Origin of the sequence: Pseudomonas sp. IPO3747 (assembly GCF_013385245.1) — a bacterium.
In the GTDB taxonomy this organism is placed as follows: domain Bacteria; phylum Pseudomonadota; class Gammaproteobacteria; order Pseudomonadales; family Pseudomonadaceae; genus Aquipseudomonas; species Aquipseudomonas edaphica.
Genome location: NZ_JACAQL010000009.1, coordinates 364,330 through 382,297, shown reverse-complemented (window position 1 = coordinate 382,297; position 17,968 = coordinate 364,330). Strand labels below are relative to the sequence as shown.

At 61.5% G+C, this 17,968-nt stretch carries 10 protein-coding genes and 1 pseudogene; 8 read left to right on the top strand and 3 right to left on the bottom strand.

The genetic code is table 11. The features are described from left to right. Positions 1 to 2: 2 nt before the first annotated feature. Complete coding sequence (locus HX790_RS14915) at positions 3 to 491, top strand: DUF2165 family protein (protein ID WP_099548069.1); 489 nt, start codon at positions 3 to 5, stop codon at positions 489 to 491. A 139-nt stretch (positions 492 to 630) separates the two neighbouring features. Here HX790_RS14915 and putP read toward each other — a convergent pair whose 3' ends face one another. Further along, positions 631 to 2,115, bottom strand: coding sequence for a sodium/proline symporter PutP (putP, locus tag HX790_RS14910; RefSeq protein ID WP_017138528.1), 1,485 nt, complete (start codon positions 2,113 to 2,115; stop codon positions 631 to 633). A gap of 460 nt (positions 2,116 to 2,575) precedes the next feature. Between putP and putA the strand changes: the two genes are divergently transcribed. Both putA and HX790_RS14900 read left to right on the top strand, forming a co-directional pair. Further along, on the top strand, positions 2,576 to 6,529 hold the full coding sequence (gene putA / locus HX790_RS14905; RefSeq protein WP_176991740.1) for a trifunctional transcriptional regulator/proline dehydrogenase/L-glutamate gamma-semialdehyde dehydrogenase: 3,954 nt from the start codon (positions 2,576 to 2,578) through the stop codon (positions 6,527 to 6,529). A gap of 210 nt (positions 6,530 to 6,739) precedes the next feature. Beyond that, a complete protein-coding gene (locus tag HX790_RS14900; RefSeq protein ID WP_176991739.1) occupies positions 6,740 to 8,542 on the top strand; it encodes an acyl-CoA dehydrogenase in 1,803 nt (600 codons plus the stop codon). Here the strand turns inward: HX790_RS14900 and HX790_RS14895 are convergent. Both HX790_RS14895 and HX790_RS14890 read right to left on the bottom strand, forming a co-directional pair. Further along, complete coding sequence (locus HX790_RS14895) at positions 8,539 to 8,832, bottom strand: cell division protein ZapA (RefSeq protein ID WP_017138531.1); 294 nt, start codon at positions 8,830 to 8,832, stop codon at positions 8,539 to 8,541. The two genes, HX790_RS14900 and HX790_RS14895, sit on opposite strands and share 4 nt — an antisense overlap. Next, entirely contained in the window at positions 8,829 to 9,059 is a 231-nt protein-coding gene (locus HX790_RS14890) for a hypothetical protein (protein WP_176991738.1), read from the bottom strand. Before HX790_RS14890 ends, HX790_RS14895 begins: the two co-directional genes overlap by 4 nt. Positions 9,060 to 9,282: 223 nt before the next feature. Between HX790_RS14890 and HX790_RS29875 the strand changes: the two are divergent. The 5 genes and pseudogenes from HX790_RS29875 to selO form a co-directional block, all read left to right on the top strand. Further along, positions 9,283 to 10,059, top strand: a pseudogene (locus tag HX790_RS29875) (MCP four helix bundle domain-containing protein); the annotation flags it as partial. A gap of 30 nt (positions 10,060 to 10,089) precedes the next feature. Beyond that, a complete protein-coding gene (locus HX790_RS29870; RefSeq protein ID WP_370694346.1) occupies positions 10,090 to 10,962 on the top strand; it encodes a methyl-accepting chemotaxis protein in 873 nt (290 codons plus the stop codon). A gap of 261 nt (positions 10,963 to 11,223) precedes the next feature. Next, positions 11,224 to 12,966, top strand: a complete 1,743-nt coding sequence (locus tag HX790_RS14880) for a potassium/proton antiporter (protein ID WP_169986567.1) — start codon at positions 11,224 to 11,226, stop codon at positions 12,964 to 12,966. Positions 12,967 to 13,022: 56 nt separating this feature from the next. Beyond that, the gene (gene mscK, locus HX790_RS14875) at positions 13,023 to 16,361 is read left to right on the top strand and encodes a mechanosensitive channel MscK (RefSeq protein WP_017138535.1); all 3,339 of its coding nucleotides are present in this window, start codon (positions 13,023 to 13,025) and stop codon (positions 16,359 to 16,361) included. A 48-nt stretch (positions 16,362 to 16,409) separates the two neighbouring features. Continuing rightward, on the top strand, positions 16,410 to 17,873 hold the full coding sequence (gene selO / locus HX790_RS14870) for a protein adenylyltransferase SelO (RefSeq protein ID WP_138450763.1): 1,464 nt from the start codon (positions 16,410 to 16,412) through the stop codon (positions 17,871 to 17,873). The last annotated feature ends 95 nt before the right edge of the window (positions 17,874 to 17,968 follow it).

Genomic DNA, 17,968 nt, shown 5'->3' with positions numbered 1-17,968 from the left:
GCATGGCCACCCGCTACGCAAAAATCATCCTGACCCTGGCCCTCGCCGCCTTCGCCACCCTGGTTGCGTTCAACAACATCACGGACTACGGCTCCAACTTCGCCTTCGTCCAACACGTGTTGAGCATGGACACCACTTTCCCGAACAACGCCGCCATGTATCGGGCAATCACGACGCCGTGGATGTGGCACGCGGCCTACGTGCTGATCATTCTCGGCGAGGCGCTCACCGCTGTACTGCTGGCGCGGGGCGCGCTATCGCTATGGCGCGCGCGGCATGCAGGCGGGAGCGAATTCAACCGCGCCAAGGCAGGTGCAACAGCCGGCCTGACCCTCGGCTTTGTGGTGTGGTTTTTTGGCTTTATGGTGGTGGGCGGTGAGTGGTTTCTGATGTGGCAGTCCCATCAGTGGAACGGCCAGGAAGCGGCATTCAAGTTCTACATGGCGATCCTGGGCGTGCTGATTTTTCTCAATCAGCCGGATGCTGGCTGAACTGACAGCGGGACGCGGAGCGTACGGGGTGGCATTCCCACGCGGAGCATGGGAACGATCAAAACGATCAAAAAAAGGCCCGCCATCCTTAGGATGCGGGCCTTTTTTCTAACGCAATTGGCGCTTACCGCCCACCGAGTTACTTGTTGAGGTTGTAGTCTTTTTCCGCTGCATCAAAACGCTCGACCATACCCGCAGTCGGTGCGCCCATCTTGCTCACGAAATAGATCGCCAGGCTGGCGAAGATAAAGCCCGGGATGATTTCGTACAGGCCCAGCAGATTGAAGTGCTTCCACACGATCACGGTGATCGCGCCGACCAGAATACCGGCCAGTGCGCCGTTACGGGTCATGCCTTTCCAGATCACCGAGATCAGCACCACAGGGCCGAACGCAGCGCCGAAGCCGGCCCAGGCGTAGCTCACCAGGCCCAGTACGCGGTTGTCCGGGTTGGCGGCCATGGCGATGGCGATCAGGGCCACCAACAGCACCATCGCGCGACCCACCCACACCAGCTCAACCTGGGAGGCGTTTTTGCGCAGGAAGGTTTTGTAGAAGTCTTCGGTCAGCGCGCTGGAGCACACCAACAGTTGGCAGCTCAGGGTGCTCATCACCGCCGCCAGGATGGCCGACAGCAGCACGCCCGCGATCCATGGGTTGAACAGCAGCTTGGCCAGCTCGATAAACACACGCTCGTGGTTCTCGGTGACAGGACCGGCCACTTCCGGGTGCGCGGAGAAGTAAGCAATACCGAAGAAGCCCACCGCCACGGTGCCGGCGAGGCACAGGATCATCCAGGTCATGGAGATGCGACGCGCCTTGGCGATCGACTTCACCGAATCCGCCGCCATGAAACGCGCGAGGATATGCGGCTGGCCGAAGTAACCCAGGCCCCAGCCCATCAGCGAGATGATGCCGATGAAACTGGTGTTTTTGAGCATGTTGAAGTTGTCGGGGTTCTTGGCTTCGATCGCCAGGAACGTGGTGTCGACGCCACCGGTGGCCAGCAGCACGATGATTGGCGTGAGGATCAGCGCGAAGATCATCAGCGTAGCTTGCACAGTGTCGGTCCAGCTGACCGCCAGGAAGCCACCCACGAAGGTGTAGGCGATGGTCGCCGCAGCACCGGCCCACAGCGCGGTCTCGTAGGACATGCCGAAGGTGCTTTCAAACAGACGGGCGCCCGCCACGATGCCGGACGCGCAGTAGATGGTGAAGAACACCAGGATCACTACCGCAGAGATGATCCGCAGCAGGCCGCTTTTATCTTCGAAACGGCTGGAGAAGTAATCCGGCAGCGTCAGGGCGTCGCCGTTGTGCTCGGTCTGCACCCGCAGGCGACCGGCCACGAACAGCCAGTTGAGGTAGGCACCGACGATCAGGCCGATGGCAATCCAGCTTTCCGACAGGCCGGACATGTAGATCGCGCCCGGCAAGCCCATCAGCAACCAGCCGCTCATGTCCGAGGCACCGGCCGACAAGGCCGTGACCACGCTACCGAGGCTGCGACCGCCGAGGATGTAATCAGAAAGGTTGTTGGTGGAGCGATAGGCCATGAAGCCGATCAGCACCATTGCTGCGATGTAGATCACGAATGTGATCAGGGTTGGATTGCTAACGCTCATAGGAGTGACGCCCTGGCTTTGTTTTTATGTAGCAGCGGTCTGGCAGACGGCCACCCATTGGTAACGGGTAGACGATACGGCGAGCCGCGCATTTATGACTGGCGTTTCCCCAGGAAAGCCGCCAGCCGATGAACCGACCCTTGCGAGTGGTTGCACCTTGGGCGCGAATGCTATTCAACAAAGTAAATAAGGTGCAACCAGTTTCTTGAGATTAAGTTGCACCTCGATGTGTTTTCGCGAAAATACCGGGTTTTTGCTCCTTTTCGGAGCAAGAACAGCCGATTTTAGAAGTAAACGCACCAAGACGCAGCGTATTCCGTCGAGGGCCGGAATTTTTCCCGATCACGATCGAAAAATTCCTGAACAATTTGGGTTGCACCCGGTTGCACCTCTGCATGCGCAAAGCTAATCTTGCCGCCAGCAGATGCCACTCGGTAGTGGCACCCATGAGGATAAAAAGATGGCAACGACCACCCTTGGGGTCAAACTCGACGACCCGACCCGCGAACGCCTCAAGGCAGCCGCGACCTCCATTGATCGCACGCCGCACTGGCTGATCAAGCAGGCGATTTTCAATTACCTGGAGAAACTCGAGGGTGGTGCAACCCTGACCGAGCTCAATGGCTCGGGCAGCAAGGACGCTGAAGACGCCGGCGAAGTGCAACCGGACCATGCCCACCAGTGCTTCCTGGAGTTTGCCGAAAGCATTCTGCCGCAATCGGTATTGCGCGCCTCGATCACCGCCGCTTACCGCCGCCCGGAGCCGGAAGTGGTGCCGATGCTGATCGAGCAGGCGCGCCTGCCGCAGCCAATGGCCGAGGCCACCAACAAGCTGGCCGCCTCGATTGCCGAAAAACTGCGCAATCAGAAGAGCGCTGGCGGCCGTGCCGGTATTGTTCAGGGCTTGCTGCAAGAATTCTCCCTGTCGTCCCAGGAAGGCGTAGCGCTGATGTGCCTGGCCGAAGCGCTGCTGCGCATCCCGGACAAGGGCACCCGCGACGCGCTGATCCGCGACAAGATCAGCACCGGCAACTGGCAGCCGCACTTGGGCAACAGCCCATCGCTGTTCGTTAACGCGGCCACCTGGGGCTTGCTGCTGACCGGCAAACTGGTTGCCACCCATAACGAAGCGGGCTTGACCTCGTCCCTGAGCCGCATCATCGGCAAGAGCGGCGAGCCGATGATCCGCAAGGGCGTCGACATGGCCATGCGCCTGATGGGCGAGCAGTTCGTCACCGGCGAAACCATCGCCGAAGCCCTGGCCAATGCGAGCAAGTTCGAAGCCAAGGGTTTCCGCTATTCCTACGACATGCTCGGTGAAGCCGCGCTGACCGAACACGACGCCCAGAAGTACCTGGCCTCGTACGAACAAGCCATTCACTCCATCGGCAAAGCCTCCCACGGCCGTGGGATTTATGAAGGCCCGGGCATCTCCATCAAACTCTCGGCACTGCACCCGCGTTACAGCCGTGCGCAGTACGAGCGCGTGATGGACGAGCTGTACCCGCGCCTGCTGTCGCTGACCTTGCTGGCCAAGCAATACGACATCGGCCTGAACATCGACGCCGAAGAGGCCGACCGCCTGGAGCTGTCGCTCGACCTGCTGGAACGCCTGTGCTTCGAGCCGCAACTGACCGGCTGGAACGGCATCGGCTTCGTGATCCAGGCCTACCAGAAGCGTTGCCCGTATGTGATCGACTACGTGATCGACCTGGCACGCCGCAGCCGCCATCGCCTGATGATCCGCCTGGTAAAAGGCGCGTACTGGGACAGCGAAATCAAACGCGCCCAGGTCGAAGGCCTGGAAGGCTACCCGGTGTACACCCGCAAGGTGTACACCGACGTTTCCTACATTGCCTGCGCACGCAAACTGCTGTCGGTGCCGGAAGTCATCTACCCGCAGTTCGCCACGCACAACGCCCACACGCTGTCGGCCATTTACCATATCGCCGGTCAAAACTATTACCCCGGCCAGTACGAGTTCCAGTGCCTGCACGGCATGGGCGAACCGCTGTACGAGCAGGTTGTAGGCAAGGTTTCCGAGGGCAAGCTGAACCGTCCGTGCCGCGTGTACGCTCCGGTCGGCACCCACGAAACATTGCTGGCGTACCTGGTGCGTCGCCTGCTGGAAAACGGCGCCAACACCTCATTCGTCAACCGCATTGCCGACCATACCATTTCGATTCAGGAGCTGGTGGCCGACCCAGTGGCCAACATCGAGCAGATGGCCACGCTGGAAGGCGGCTTCGGCCTGCCGCACCCGCGTATCCCGCTGCCGCGTGACCTGTATGGCAGCGACCGCGCCAACTCGGCCGGTATCGACCTGGCCAACGAACATCGCTTGGCGTCGCTGTCTTGCGCACTGTTGGCCACCGCGCACAACAACTGGAAAGCCGCGCCGATGCTGGGCTGCGCTTCCAGTAATGAAGCCGCTGCAGCGGTGCTGAACCCGTCCGATCTGCGTGATGTGGTGGGCCATGTACAGGAAGCCACCGTCGAAGACGTCGACAATGCGATCCAGTGCGCCATCAACGCCGGCCCGATCTGGCAGGCCACGCCGCCCGCCGAACGTGCCGCGATCCTGGAGCGCGCCGCCGACTTGATGGAAGGCGAGATCCAGCCGCTGATGGGCCTGCTGGCCCGTGAAGCCGGCAAAACCTTCGCCAATGCCATCGCCGAAGTGCGCGAAGCCGTGGACTTCCTGCGTTACTACGCGGTGCAGGCGCGCAACGATTTCACCAACGATGCCCACCGCCCCCTCGGCCCAGTGGTCTGCATCAGCCCGTGGAACTTCCCGCTGGCAATCTTCAGCGGTCAAGTGGCCGCTGCACTGGCCGCCGGTAACCCGGTACTGGCCAAGCCGGCCGAACAAACCCCACTGGTGGCCGCACAGGCCGTGCGTATCCTGCTCGAAGCCGGTATCCCGGAAGGCGTGCTGCAACTGCTGCCGGGCCAGGGCGAAACCGTCGGTGCCCGTCTGGTCGGTGATGATCGCGTCAAAGGCGTGATGTTTACCGGTTCCACAGAGGTGGCGCGCCTGCTGCAACGCAATGTCGCCGGTCGCCTGGATGCCCAGGGCCGCCCGATCCCGCTGATCGCCGAAACCGGTGGCCAGAACGCGATGATCGTCGATTCTTCGGCGCTCACCGAACAAGTGGTGATCGACGTCGTTTCCTCGGCCTTCGACAGCGCTGGCCAGCGTTGCTCGGCCCTGCGCGTACTCTGCCTGCAGGAAGATTCGGCAGACCGCGTGATCGAAATGCTCAAGGGCGCCATGGCTGAGTGCCGCCTGGGCAACCCGGAGCGCCTGTCGGTGGATATCGGCCCGGTGATCGACGCCGAAGCCAAGGCCGGCATCGAGAAACACATCCAGGCCATGCGCGACAAAGGCCGCAACGTGTACCAGGTGGCGATCGCCGACGGCGAAGAGATCAAGCGCGGCACCTTCGTGATGCCAACCCTGATCGAGCTGGAAAGCTTCGACGAGCTGCAACGCGAGATCTTCGGCCCGGTACTGCACGTGGTGCGCTACAAGCGCAAAGAGATCGACCAGTTGATCGGCCAGATCAATGCCTCCGGCTACGGCCTGACCCTGGGCGTGCACACGCGCATCGACGAGACCATCGCCAAGGTGATCGACAATGTGCATGCCGGTAACGTCTATGTGAACCGCAACATCGTCGGTGCCGTGGTCGGCGTGCAGCCGTTCGGCGGCGAAGGTTTGTCGGGTACTGGCCCGAAAGCTGGCGGTCCGCTGTACCTGTACCGCCTGCTGTCGACTCGCCCTACGGATGCCATCGAGCAATCCTTCGTGCGCGGCGACAAGCTGGCTGCACCGGACGTGCGCCTGCGCGACGCCATGAGCCAACCGCTGACCGCCCTGAAAACCTGGGCCGACAGCAACACGTTCAGCGACCTGAGCGCCCTGTGCAGCCAGTTCGCCGCGCAATCGCAAAGCGGTATCACCCGCCAACTGGCCGGCCCGACCGGCGAGCGCAACAGCTATGCCATCCTGCCCCGCGAGCACGTGTTGTGCCTGGCGGAAGTGGAAGGCGACCTGCTGACGCAACTGGCGGCAGTGCTGGCGGTGGGCGGTTCGGCGGTATGGCCGGAAACTGACTTGACCAAGGCCTTGTTCCCACGCTTGCCGCGGGAAATTCAGGCGAAGATCAAGCGCGTGGCTGACTGGACCAAGGACGAGGTGGTGTTCGACGCGGTCGTGCACCACGGCGATTCCGACCAACTGCGTGCGGTGTGCCAGCAAGTGGCGCAGCGCGGTGGCGCGATTGTCGGGGTGCACGGCTTGTCGCAAGGTGAGACGGCGATTGCGCTGGAGCGCCTGGTGATCGAGCGGGCATTGAGCGTTAACACCGCTGCGGCGGGTGGTAACGCGAGCCTGATGACCATCGGTTAACTCATGTGGGAGCTGGCTTGCCTGCGATAGCGGTGGGCCAGTGACTTAGATGTCAGCTGGCACGGCCTCATCGCGGGCAATCCAGCCCCCACATTGACCGCATCCAACCTTTCGCCCGCGTTCTGCCTCTCCATCACGCAAATCAATCTTGCTATCCAGCCTTTATTCGCGCACTTAGACTCAGGCCATTCCCTTCAAAGGTAAGCCGCCATGTCCGAGACGCTGCTCAGTTCCCGCAATCTGGCTTTCGAGCTGTACGAAGTCCTCGATGCCGAGGGCCTGACCCAGCGCGAGCGGTTTGCCGAGCACAACCGTGAAACCTTCGACGCCGCCATCAGCACGGCGCGCAGCATTGCCGAGAAGTATTTCGCGCCGCACAACCGCAAAAATGACGAGAACGAACCGCGCTACGAAGATGGCCAGGCGATCCTGATCCCTGAAGTCAAACCCGCTGTGGACGCTTTTCTGCAAGCGGGCTTTCTGAACGCTGCCCGCAGTTTCGAAGCCGGTGGCATGCAGTTGCCTACCCTGCTCTCCCAAGCCTGTTTCGCGCACTTTCAGTCGGCCAACGCAGCGTCAACGTCCTACCCGTTCCTGACCATGGGCGCCGCCAACCTGATCGAAAGCTTCGGCACCGAGGCGCAAAAACAGCGCTTCCTGCAGCCGATGATCGAAGGCCGCTTCTTCGGCACCATGGCCCTCACCGAGCCACATGCCGGCTCGTCGCTGTCGGATATTCGTACCCGCGCAGAGCCTGCGTCCGACGGCACGTATCGACTCAAGGGCAACAAGATCTTCATCTCCGGCGGCGACCACCCGCTGTCGGAAAACATCGTGCACATGGTGCTGGCCAAGCTGCCGGACGCGCCGCCTGGGGTGAAGGGCATTTCGCTGTTTATCGTGCCCAAATTCCTGGTCAACGAGGATGGCAGCCTGGGCGCGCGTAACGACGTGCTGCTGGCCGGGCTGTTTCACAAGATGGGCTGGCGGGGCACCACGTCCACAGCACTTAACTTCGGCGATAACGGCAACTGCGTCGGCTATCTGGTGGGCAAACCCCATCAGGGCTTGAGTTGCATGTTCCAGATGATGAACGAGGCACGCATCGGCGTGGGCATGGGTGCGGTGATGCTGGGTTACGCCGGCTACCTCTATTCACTGGAATACGCCCGCGAACGCCCGCAAGGTCGCCTGCCTGACAGCAAAGACCCGAGCACCGCGCCGGTTTCGATTATCCAGCACGCCGATATCAAGCGCATGCTGTTGACCCAGAAAGCCTATGTGGAAGGTGCCTTCGACCTGGGCCTGTACGCGGCTCGGTTGTTTGACGACACCACCACGCTGGAAACCGAAGCCGAGCGCAAGCACGCCCACGAACTGCTCGACCTGCTCACGCCCATCGTCAAATCCTGGCCATCGGAGTTCTGCCTCAAGGCCAACGAACTGGCAATCCAGATCCTCGGCGGCCACGGCTACACCCGCGAATACCCGGTGGAGCAGTACTACCGCGATAACCGCCTGAACCCGATCCATGAAGGCACCCACGGCATCCAGTCCCTGGATTTGCTCGGGCGCAAGCTCGCGCAAAACGGCGGCGCGGGCTTGAAGCAACTGGTCCGCCTGATCGCCGAAACCGGCGCTCGGGCTCAGGAATACGCCTCACTGACGGCCCTGCGCGAACCGCTGGAGCAATTGGTCAGCCGCCTGCAAAGCGTGACGATTGGCCTGCTGACGGATCTCGCCCACGGCAAGGTCAACAGCAGCCTGGCGAACTCGGCACTGTACTTGAAGGTGTTCGGGCACACGGTGATTGGCTGGCGCTGGCTGGAGCAGGCGATTCGCGCCGAGGAAGGTTTGGCCAAGGGGAATGCGGCCGATGTGGCCTTTTATAAAGGCAAGCTCCAGGCCGCCCGGTACTTCCTGACCTGGGAAGTACCGAGCTGCCATCATGAACTGGCGATTCTGGAGGCACGCGATGACACGTGCCTGGGCATGCAGGACGCGTGGTTCTAAGGCGTTCCGATCGCCTTGGATATCACTTCGACCGTGGCGCTGACTTGCTCTTGGTAACGGTCGAGTTCCTGCTGGTGATGCTTTTGCATGTCGATCTGCTCGGCGCACAGGTTCAGCGCAGCCAGTACCAATAATTTGTCACCGATCAGGGTCGGGTACTTTTTCTTGGTGGTGGCCAGGGAGGCCTTGAGCATGGTCACGGCGTGCATCAGGGTTTGATCCTCCCCTTGCGGCGCCTTGATCGAGTAATCCTCTCCGAGAATCGAAACGACCTTTATCCCTTCATTCATGCGCCGACAGGCCCTGCGCTCACACGCTCAACCAGCGCCTGGATACGCGCGGCGGTGGCGCCATGTTTTTCTTCCTGTTCCATCAGGTTCAGTTGCAGGCTGTCGTTTTCATCCTTGGCGCGGGCCAGTTCCGCCTTCAGGGCTTCATTGCTGCCGAGCAGGTCTTGGTTTTGTTGTACGAGGTCAGTGACCATCTGTTCAAGCTGGCTGAGGGATGCTTCTAACATTTTGATTTCTCGGGCATTTTCAAAGGGCGGTGACGATAAAGAAAATTCACCTCGGATGCCAGGGTTATCCCCGGCAGGCAGCCCGTTTTTTAAGGGCCGGGCCGCACTTTCGAGCCTTAGTGACTGCATTTACCCGATCTGGTTCCTGAATCCGTCCAACCCCTCGTCAGATGCGACAAAAGCGCGCACCCCCTTAAGACTTTAGTCGCATGGCCGATACGCAATGCACACCTCGTCTCATGGCCGCACGGATCGCGCTTCTCCCCAGGACTCCCGCATGTCTCTTCGTAATATGAATATCGCTCCGAGGGCTTTCCTTGGCTTTGCGTTTATTGGCGCGCTGATGTTGTTTCTCGGTGTGTTCGCCTTGAACCAGATGAGCAAAATTCGCGCAGCCACCGAAGACATCACCCAGTCCAGCGTGCCGAGCATTCGCGCCCTCGACGAATTCACCCAGCTGACCCTGCGCCTGCGCGTGCTGTCGTACCGCCTGCTGACCAACCGCGAGCCGGACGTGCAGCAAAAAACCCTGGAAGCCTTTGAGCTGCGCAACCAGCAGATTCGTGCCGCCCAAGGCGTCTACGAAAAACTTATAGAAAGCAGCGAAGAGCGCGCCACCTACAACGAATACGTACGTTTGCTCGGCCAGTACCATCAGATCGAGGAGCGCATGAAGAGCCTGTCACGCGCCAACCAGATTGATGAGCTGCGCGCCTTGCTCAACACCGAATTACTGAGTAATTCCGAGCAAGTCAACGCGGTGCTCACGCGCCTGCTGGACATCAACAACCAAATGGCCAACGCCACCAACCAAGAAGCCAAAGACCAATACGACATGGCCTTTGATCTGGTAGTGGGCCTGCTGATCATTGCCACCGCGCTGACCCTGCTGTTCGCCTGGCTGCTGACCCGCAGCATCACGCTGCCCATTGCCCAGGCCCTGGAAGCCGCCGAAGAAGTCGCTGAAGGCAACCTCACACGCCCGATCAAGGTTGATGGCAACGATGAAGCCGGCCGCCTGCTCGCTGCCATGGCCAAGATGCAGGACAAGCTGCGCGACACCCTGCAACGCATCGCTGGCTCCGCGACCCAGCTTGCGTCCGCGGCAGAAGAACTGAATGCCGTCACCGACGAAAGTGCCCGTGGCCTGACCCAGCAGAACAATGAAATCGAGCAAGCCGCCACCGCCGTCAACGAGATGACCAGTGCCGTTGAAGAAGTCGCGCGCAACGCGGTGAGCACCTCCGAAGCCTCGCGCAACGCCACCACCTCTGCCGGTGACGGCCGTGACCTGGTACAGGAAACCGTCAGCGCCATCGAGCGCATGAGCGGCGACGTACAGGCCACCGCCACCTTGATTGGCGACCTGGCCAACGAGTCCCGCGATATCGGCAAAGTGCTCGACGTGATTCGCGGCCTGGCCGACCAGACCAACCTGCTGGCCCTGAACGCCGCGATTGAAGCGGCGCGCGCCGGTGAAGCCGGTCGTGGGTTTGCCGTGGTGGCCGATGAAGTGCGCGCGCTGGCCCATCGCACCCAGCAGTCGACCAGCGAGATCGAGCGGATGATCGGCAGCATTCAGGCCGGCACCGAGCATGCGGTGGATTCGATGCGCAACAGCACCGAACGTGCGGAGTCGACGTTGAACATCGCCAAAGGCGCGGGAATGTCGCTGGACACCATCAACACTGCGATTGTGGAGATCAACGAACGCAACCTGGTGATCGCCAGCGCGGCCGAAGAGCAGGCGCAAGTGGCGCGGGAAGTGGACCGTAACCTGGTGAATATTCGTGATTTGTCGGTGCAGTCGGCCACGGGTGCCAGCCAGACCAGTGCGGCGAGCAGTGAGTTGTCGCGCTTGGCGGTGGACCTGAATGGGATGGTGGGGCGCTTCAGGCTCTAACTGACACCAGTGATCCCTTGTGGGAGCTGGCTTGCCTGCGATAGCAATCTAACAGTCAATAACCCCAGTGACTGATACACCGCTATCGCAGGCAAGCCAGCTCACACATTGACAGCGGACGCAGAGCGTCCAACGAGGCATTCCCACGCAGAGCGTGGGAACGATCTTTTGACAGCACAGCAATTCAACAGGTTAGAATCGCTGGCACGCAGACTGCATGGTCAGTTTGCGCCCCGTCTTCCCCGCTCTGGAGTACTGCCTTTGAATGCAACGACCATCAACAGCCTGTTCTTGATCGGCGCGTTGCTGGTGGGTGCGAGCATTCTGGTGAGTTCTCTTTCCTCGCGCTTAGGGATCCCGATTCTGGTGATCATCCTGGCGGTGGGCATGGCCGCCGGCGTCGATGGCGGCGGCATCATCTTCGATAACTACCCAACCGCGTACCTGGTGGGCAACCTCGCATTGGCCGTGATCCTGCTCGACGGCGGTTTGCGCACACGGGTGGCGAGTTTTCGCGTGGCACTCTGGCCGGCGTTGTCGCTGGCCACGGTGGGGGTGTTGATCACCACCGGCCTCACCGGCATGGCGGCGGCCTGGCTGTTCGACCTCAATATCATCCAAGGCTTGCTGATCGGCGCGATTGTTGGCTCCACGGACGCCGCAGCCGTGTTCTCACTGCTGGGCGGCAAGGGCCTGAACGAGCGGGTCACCGCCAGCCTGGAAATCGAATCCGGCAGCAACGACCCGATGGCGGTATTCCTCACCGTCACCCTGATCGACATGCTGGCCAGCGGCCAGACCGGCCTGCACTGGAGCTTGCTGGCTCACCTGATTCGCGAATTCGGCATCGGCGGCATCGTCGGCCTGGGCGGTGGCTGGCTGATGCTGCAAATGGTCAACCGCATCAACCTGGCCACCGGCCTGTACCCGATCCTGGTGATCGCCGGTGGCCTGGTGGTGTTCGCCCTGACCAATGCCCTGCACGGCAGCGGCTTCCTCGCCGTGTACCTGTGCGGGCTGGTGATCGGCAACCGCCCGGTGCGCAGCCGTCATGGCATTTTGCATATGCTCGATGGCATGGCGTGGCTGGCACAGATCGGCATGTTCCTGGTGCTGGGCCTGCTGGTCACACCCCATGACTTGCTGCCCATCGCCCTGCCGGCGCTGGGCCTGGCGCTGTGGATGATCCTGTTTGCGCGGCCGCTGTCGGTGATAGTCGGCCTGCTGCCGTTCAAGGCCTTCCACGGCCGCGAAAAAGCCTTTATCGCCTGGGTCGGCTTGCGCGGCGCGGTGCCGATCATTCTGGCGGTGTTCCCGCTGATGGCCGGCCTGCCGCACGCGCAGCTGTACTTCAACCTGGCATTCTTTATTGTGCTGGTGTCGCTGCTGGTGCAAGGCACCAGCCTGCCGTGGGTGGCCAAATTGCTGAAGGTCACCGTGCCGCCGGAACCGGCGCCCATCTCCCGCGCCGCGCTGGAAGTGCACGTCACCAGCGAGTGGGAGCTGTTCGTCTACCGCCTGGGCGCGGAAAAATGGTGCATCGGCGCCGCCCTGCGCGAGCTGAAAATGCCCGAAGGCACACGCATCGCCGCACTGTTCCGTGGCCAGCAACTGCTCCATCCGTCGGGTAGTACGGTGCTGGAAGTCGACGATTTACTCTGCGTGATCGGCCACGAACACAACCTGCCGGCCCTCGGCAAACTGTTCAGCCAGGCGCCGCAACGCGGCCTCGACCTGCGTTTCTTCGGCGATTTCGTGCTCGAAGGCGACGCCCAGCTGGGCGCGGTCTCCGCCCTGTACGGGCTTAAGCTCGACGGCATCGACCCGGATATGCCGCTCAGCAGCTTCATCACCCAGAAGGTCGGCGGCGCGCCCATCGTCGGCGACCAGGTGGAGTGGAACAACACAATCTGGACCGTCGCGGTCATGGACGGGAACAAGATCGGAAAAGTCGGCGTCAAATTCCCCGAAGGAAGTCGTCCAGGCCCTGGACTCTTCCTCTAAACTGCGAGGCTATGGCGCCACGCCACCAGCCTCTTTACCTTGCTCGACCGGTATCCATGACCCTACTGCGCACCTTTTTAGCCACTGCCCTGCTGGGCCTGACCCTCTGCGTGGGCAACGTCTACGCCGCCGACCCGCCCAGCACCGACGCCATCCAGCAAAGCCTGGACAAGCTGCCCGACCGCAAGCTGCCCGACGCCGACATGAAGGCGTTGCAGAGCATCCTGCAACAGACGTTGACGTACCTGGGCAACAAGCAGGATTACGAGCAGCGCCTGGCCGACCTCAAGCGCCAGCTGGCAGACGCCCCGCGCCAGACCACCGACAACCAGCGTGAATTGGTGCGGCTCAAGGCGACTAAAATTGTCCCCGTGGCCCAACGCTATGCCTCGCTGCCCGTGCCGCAACTTGAGCAATTGCTCGTGCAGCGCAGCACCCAGCAAGGCGACCTGCAAAAAGAGTTGGCCGACGCCAACAGCCTGACCATCGCCGCCCAGACCCGTCCAGAGCGCGCCCAGACCGAAATCAGCAGCAGCCAGACGCGCATCCAGCAGATCAATTCGATCCTCAAGGCTGGTAAAGACAACGGCAAAACCCTCAGCGGCGACCAGCGCAACCAATTGAATGCCGAACTTGCGGCCCTTAATGCCCTGATCCCGCTGCGCCGCCAGGAACTGGCCGGCAACAGCCAACTGCAAGACCTGGGCAACAGCCAGCATGACCTGGTGGTGGAAAAGACCGCGCGCCTGGAACAAGAGATCCAGGACCTGCAAACCCTGATCAACCAGAAACGCCTGGCCCAGTCCCAGCAGACCGTGACCCAGCAGTCCATCGAAGCGCAAAAGGCCGGCGGCAGCAGCCTGCTCGCGACCGAAAGCGCGGCCAACCTCAAGCTCTCCGACTACCTGCTCAAAAGCACTGACCGTCTCAATGACCTGACCCAGAAAAATCTGCAGACCAAGCAGCAACTGGACACCGTCACCCAAAGCGACTCGGCCCTGGACGAGCAGATCAATGTGCTCAAGGGCAGCCTGCTGCTCTCCAAAATCCTCTACAAACAAAAACAGGCGCTGCCGCGTCTTACCGTCGACCGCAACCTGGCGGACGACATCGCCAACATTCGCCTGTACCAGTTCGAGGTCAACCAGCAACGCGAACTGATCAGTACGCCCAGCACCTATGTGGATAGCCTGCTGGCCAACCAGTCGCCGGATGACGTGACGCCACAATTGCGCCGCACTTTGCTGGAACTGGCGATCACTCGCAGCGACCTGCTCGAACGCCTGAGCCGTGAGCTGAGCGCGCTGCTGAACGAATCCATCACCCTGCAACTGAACCAGAAACAACTGCTCAGCACCGCCACCAACCTGCGCGCGACCCTCGACGAGCAAATGTTCTGGATCCCCAGCAACAAGCCGCTGGACACCGAGTGGCTGGAAACCGTGCCGGACCACCTGACCAAGCAAGTCACCACCCTGCCGTGGGCTTCGAGCGTCAGCGAACTGTATGACGGCCTGACCCAGCGCCCGCTGCTGTTCTTGCCGTTGCTGCTGTTGATTGGCGCACTGCTGTGGCGGCGTAAAGCCTTGTACGCGCGCCTGAAAAAGATCCACCTCGATATTGGCCACTTCAAGCGCGACAGCCAATGGCACACGCCGGTGGCCATCCTGGTGAATATCCTGCTGGCGCTGCCGGTGGCCCTGGCGCTGGCATTGTGCGGCTACGCGCTGCAAATAGACGCCCGTGGGCAAAACGCCAACTTGGGCGCGGCCTTGCTGCTGATCGCCCAAGCGTGGCTGGTGTTCTACACCGCCTACCGGATTCTCGCGCCGGGTGGCGTGGCCGAACTGCATTTCCGCTGGGAAAAGCCCCAGGTCGAGTTCCTCCAGGGCTGGATCCGCAAGCTCGGGCTGGTGGTGCTGGCGCTGGTAGCGGTAGTGGCCATCGCCGAACACCAGCCGGCCGCGCTGGCCGACGACGTGCTGGGTATCGCTGTGGTGCTGACCTGCTACGCGCTGATGGCCTGGCTGCTGAGTCGCCTGCTGCTGCACAGCCCGACCCACGAAAAAGCCTCATTGTTCCGTAAGGCCGTGGGCCTGGTGTTTACCGCCCTGCCCGTCGCGCTGTTTATCGCCGTGTGCTTTGGCTACTATTACACCGCGCTCAAACTCAGCGACCGGCTGATCAACACGCTGTACCTGCTGATGTTCTGGCTGGTCATCGAGGCCACCTTTGTCCGTGGCCTCGGCGTTGCTGCACGACGCCTGGCCTATGCCCGCGCCCTGGCCAAACGCCAGGCCGCCAAGGAAGCCGGCGACGGCGAAGCGGTGATCGAAGAACCGACCCTGGACATCGAGCAGGTCAACGAACAGTCCATGCGCCTGATCCGCCTGGCCTTGCTCGGCGGCTTTATCGCCGCGCTGTACTGGGTGTGGAAAGACCTGATCACTGTGTTCTCCTACCTGGACAACGTGACCCTCTACGAATACACCAGCGGCACTGGTGCCAATATCAGCATGGTGCCGATCAGCATCGGCGACTTGCTCGGCGCCTCGATCATCGTCGGCATCACCTTCGCCCTGGCGCGCAACCTGCCCGGCCTGCTCGAAGTACTGGTGCTGTCCAAGCTGGACCTGGCCCAAGGCAGCGCTTATGCCACGACCACCTTGCTGTCCTATGTGATCGCCGGCGTCGGTTTCGTCTCCACCTTGTCCACCCTCGGCGTGAGCTGGGACAAGTTGCAATGGCTGGTGGCGGCGCTGTCGGTGGGGTTGGGCTTTGGTATGCAGGAGATCTTCGCCAACTTTATCTCCGGCATCATGATCCTGTTCGAACGCCCGGTGCGCATCGGCGACACCATCACCATCGGCAACCTGTCGGGCACGGTGAGCAAGATCCGCATCCGCGCCACCACGATTACCGACTTCGACCGCAAGGACATCATTGTCCCGAACAAGACGTTTATCACCGGGCAACTGATCAACTGGTCACTGACCGACACCATCACCCGCGTCACCCTGAAACTCGGTGTTGACTACGGCTCTGATCTGGACCTGGTGAAGGAATTGCTGCTCAAGGCCGCGCGTGAAAACCCGCGCGTGCTGAAAGAACCCGAACCCCATGTGTACTTCCTCAACTTCGGCGAAAGCACCCTCGACCACGAACTGCGCATGCACGTGCGCGACCTGGGTGACCGCAACCCGGTGATCGACGAGGTGAACCGCTTTATCAACCGCGAGTTCAAGAACCACCACATCAACATCTCGTTCCGCCAGATGGAGGTCTACCTCAAGAACCTTCACGGCCAGGAATACAAGCTGGTGGAAGTCGACGCACCGACCAAACCCGCCAACGACGGCGGCGTGCAAGAACCGCCGCCGAGCAAACTCGACTAAACGCCCTATCCCCAGCAGAATGCTCGGACATTCTGCTGGAGATGGCCGGTGAAAGCCCTCGACGAACTGACCTTCGACAACCGCTTCGCACGCCTGGGCGACGCGTTTTCAACCCACGTACTGCCTGAGCCCCTCGACGCGCCGCGCCTTGTGGTGGCGAGCGACGCCGCCATGGCCTTGCTCGACCTCGACCCGACCGTGGCCGAAACGCCGGTATTTGCCGAGCTGTTTGGCGGGCACAAACTGTGGGCCGAAGCAGAACCGCGGGCAATGGTCTATTCCGGGCACCAGTTCGGCGGCTATACCCCGCAACTGGGCGACGGCCGCGGGTTGTTGCTGGGTGAGGTGTACAACCAGGCCGGCGAGCATTGGGACTTGCACCTCAAGGGCGCCGGGATGACGCCGTATTCGCGCATGGGCGATGGGCGTGCGGTGCTGCGCTCTTCGATTCGTGAGTTTCTCGCTTCCGAAGCCCTGCATGCCTTGGGTATTCCCAGCAGCCGCGCCCTCTGCGTGATTGGCTCCGACACGCCGGTATGGCGCGAGAAACAAGAGCGCGGCGCCATGGTATTGCGCTTGGCTCACAGCCATATCCGCTTCGGGCATTTCGAATACTTCTACTACACCAAGAAGCCCGAGCAGCAGGCCGAATTGGCCGAGCACGTGTTGAATCTGCACTACCCCGAGTGCCGCGAACAGCCCGAACCGTACCTGGCAATGTTCCGCGAAATCGTCGAGCGCAATGCCGAAATGATCGCAAAATGGCAGGCCTATGGCTTCTGCCACGGCGTGATGAACACCGACAATATGTCGATCCTCGGCATCACCTTCGACTTCGGGCCGTTTGCGTTTCTGGATGATTTTGACGCGCACTTCATCTGCAACCATTCGGACCATGAAGGGCGCTACTCCTTCAGCAACCAAGTGCCGATCGGGCAGTGGAACCTGAGCGCGCTGGCCCAGGCGCTGACGCCGTTTATCAGTGTGGATGCCTTAAAAGAAGCCCTTGGGCTGTATCTGCCGCTGTATCAGGCGCACTACCTGGACCTGATGCGTCGACGCTTGGGGCTCACCACGGCTGAAGACGCTGACCAGCCACTGGTGGAACGCTTGCTGAAACTGATGCAGAACAGCGGCGTGGACTACACGCTGTTCTTCCGCCGTCTGGGTGATGAGTCTGCGGCACTGGCCGTGGCGCGCTTGCGCGATGACTTTGTCGACCTGGCCGGGTTTGATGCCTGGGCCGAGCAGTACAAGGCACGCGTCGCACGGGATGGCGATGACAGCCAAGAACGCCGCCGCGAACGCATGCACGCGGTGAACCCGCTGTACATTCTGCGCAACTATCTGGCACAGAACGCCATCGCGGCTGCCGAGTCAGGTGACTACAGCGAAGTGCGGCGGCTGCATGAGGTGCTGAGCAAGCCGTTTGAGGAACAGGCCGGGATGGAGCAATACGCGCAGCGGCCGCCGGATTGGGGCAAGCATTTGGAGATTAGTTGCTCGTCGTAAGATGATCGTTCCCACGCTCTGCGTGGGAATGCCGCCTGGGACGCTCCGCGTCCCGCCTTTTGCAGTGCATCTGCGCACGGGTGACGCGGAGCGTC

What these genes read in the sequence shown, in the direction of transcription:
- mscK (WP_017138535.1), top strand. Translation starts at nt 13,023, where the DNA reads ATGACCCTACTGCGCACCTTTTTAGCCACTGCCCTGCTGGGCCTGACC.
- HX790_RS14915 (WP_099548069.1), top strand. Translation starts at nt 3, where the DNA reads ATGGCCACCCGCTACGCAAAAATCATCCTGACCCTGGCCCTCGCCGCC.
- HX790_RS14895 (WP_017138531.1), bottom strand. Translation starts at nt 8,832, where the DNA reads ATGAATGAAGGGATAAAGGTCGTTTCGATTCTCGGAGAGGATTACTCG.
- HX790_RS14890 (WP_176991738.1), bottom strand. Translation starts at nt 9,059, where the DNA reads ATGTTAGAAGCATCCCTCAGCCAGCTTGAACAGATGGTCACTGACCTC.
- HX790_RS14900 (WP_176991739.1), top strand. Translation starts at nt 6,740, where the DNA reads ATGTCCGAGACGCTGCTCAGTTCCCGCAATCTGGCTTTCGAGCTGTAC.
- HX790_RS29870 (WP_370694346.1), top strand. Translation starts at nt 10,090, where the DNA reads ATGGCCAAGATGCAGGACAAGCTGCGCGACACCCTGCAACGCATCGCT.
- putA (WP_176991740.1), top strand. Translation starts at nt 2,576, where the DNA reads ATGGCAACGACCACCCTTGGGGTCAAACTCGACGACCCGACCCGCGAA.
- putP (WP_017138528.1), bottom strand. Translation starts at nt 2,115, where the DNA reads ATGAGCGTTAGCAATCCAACCCTGATCACATTCGTGATCTACATCGCA.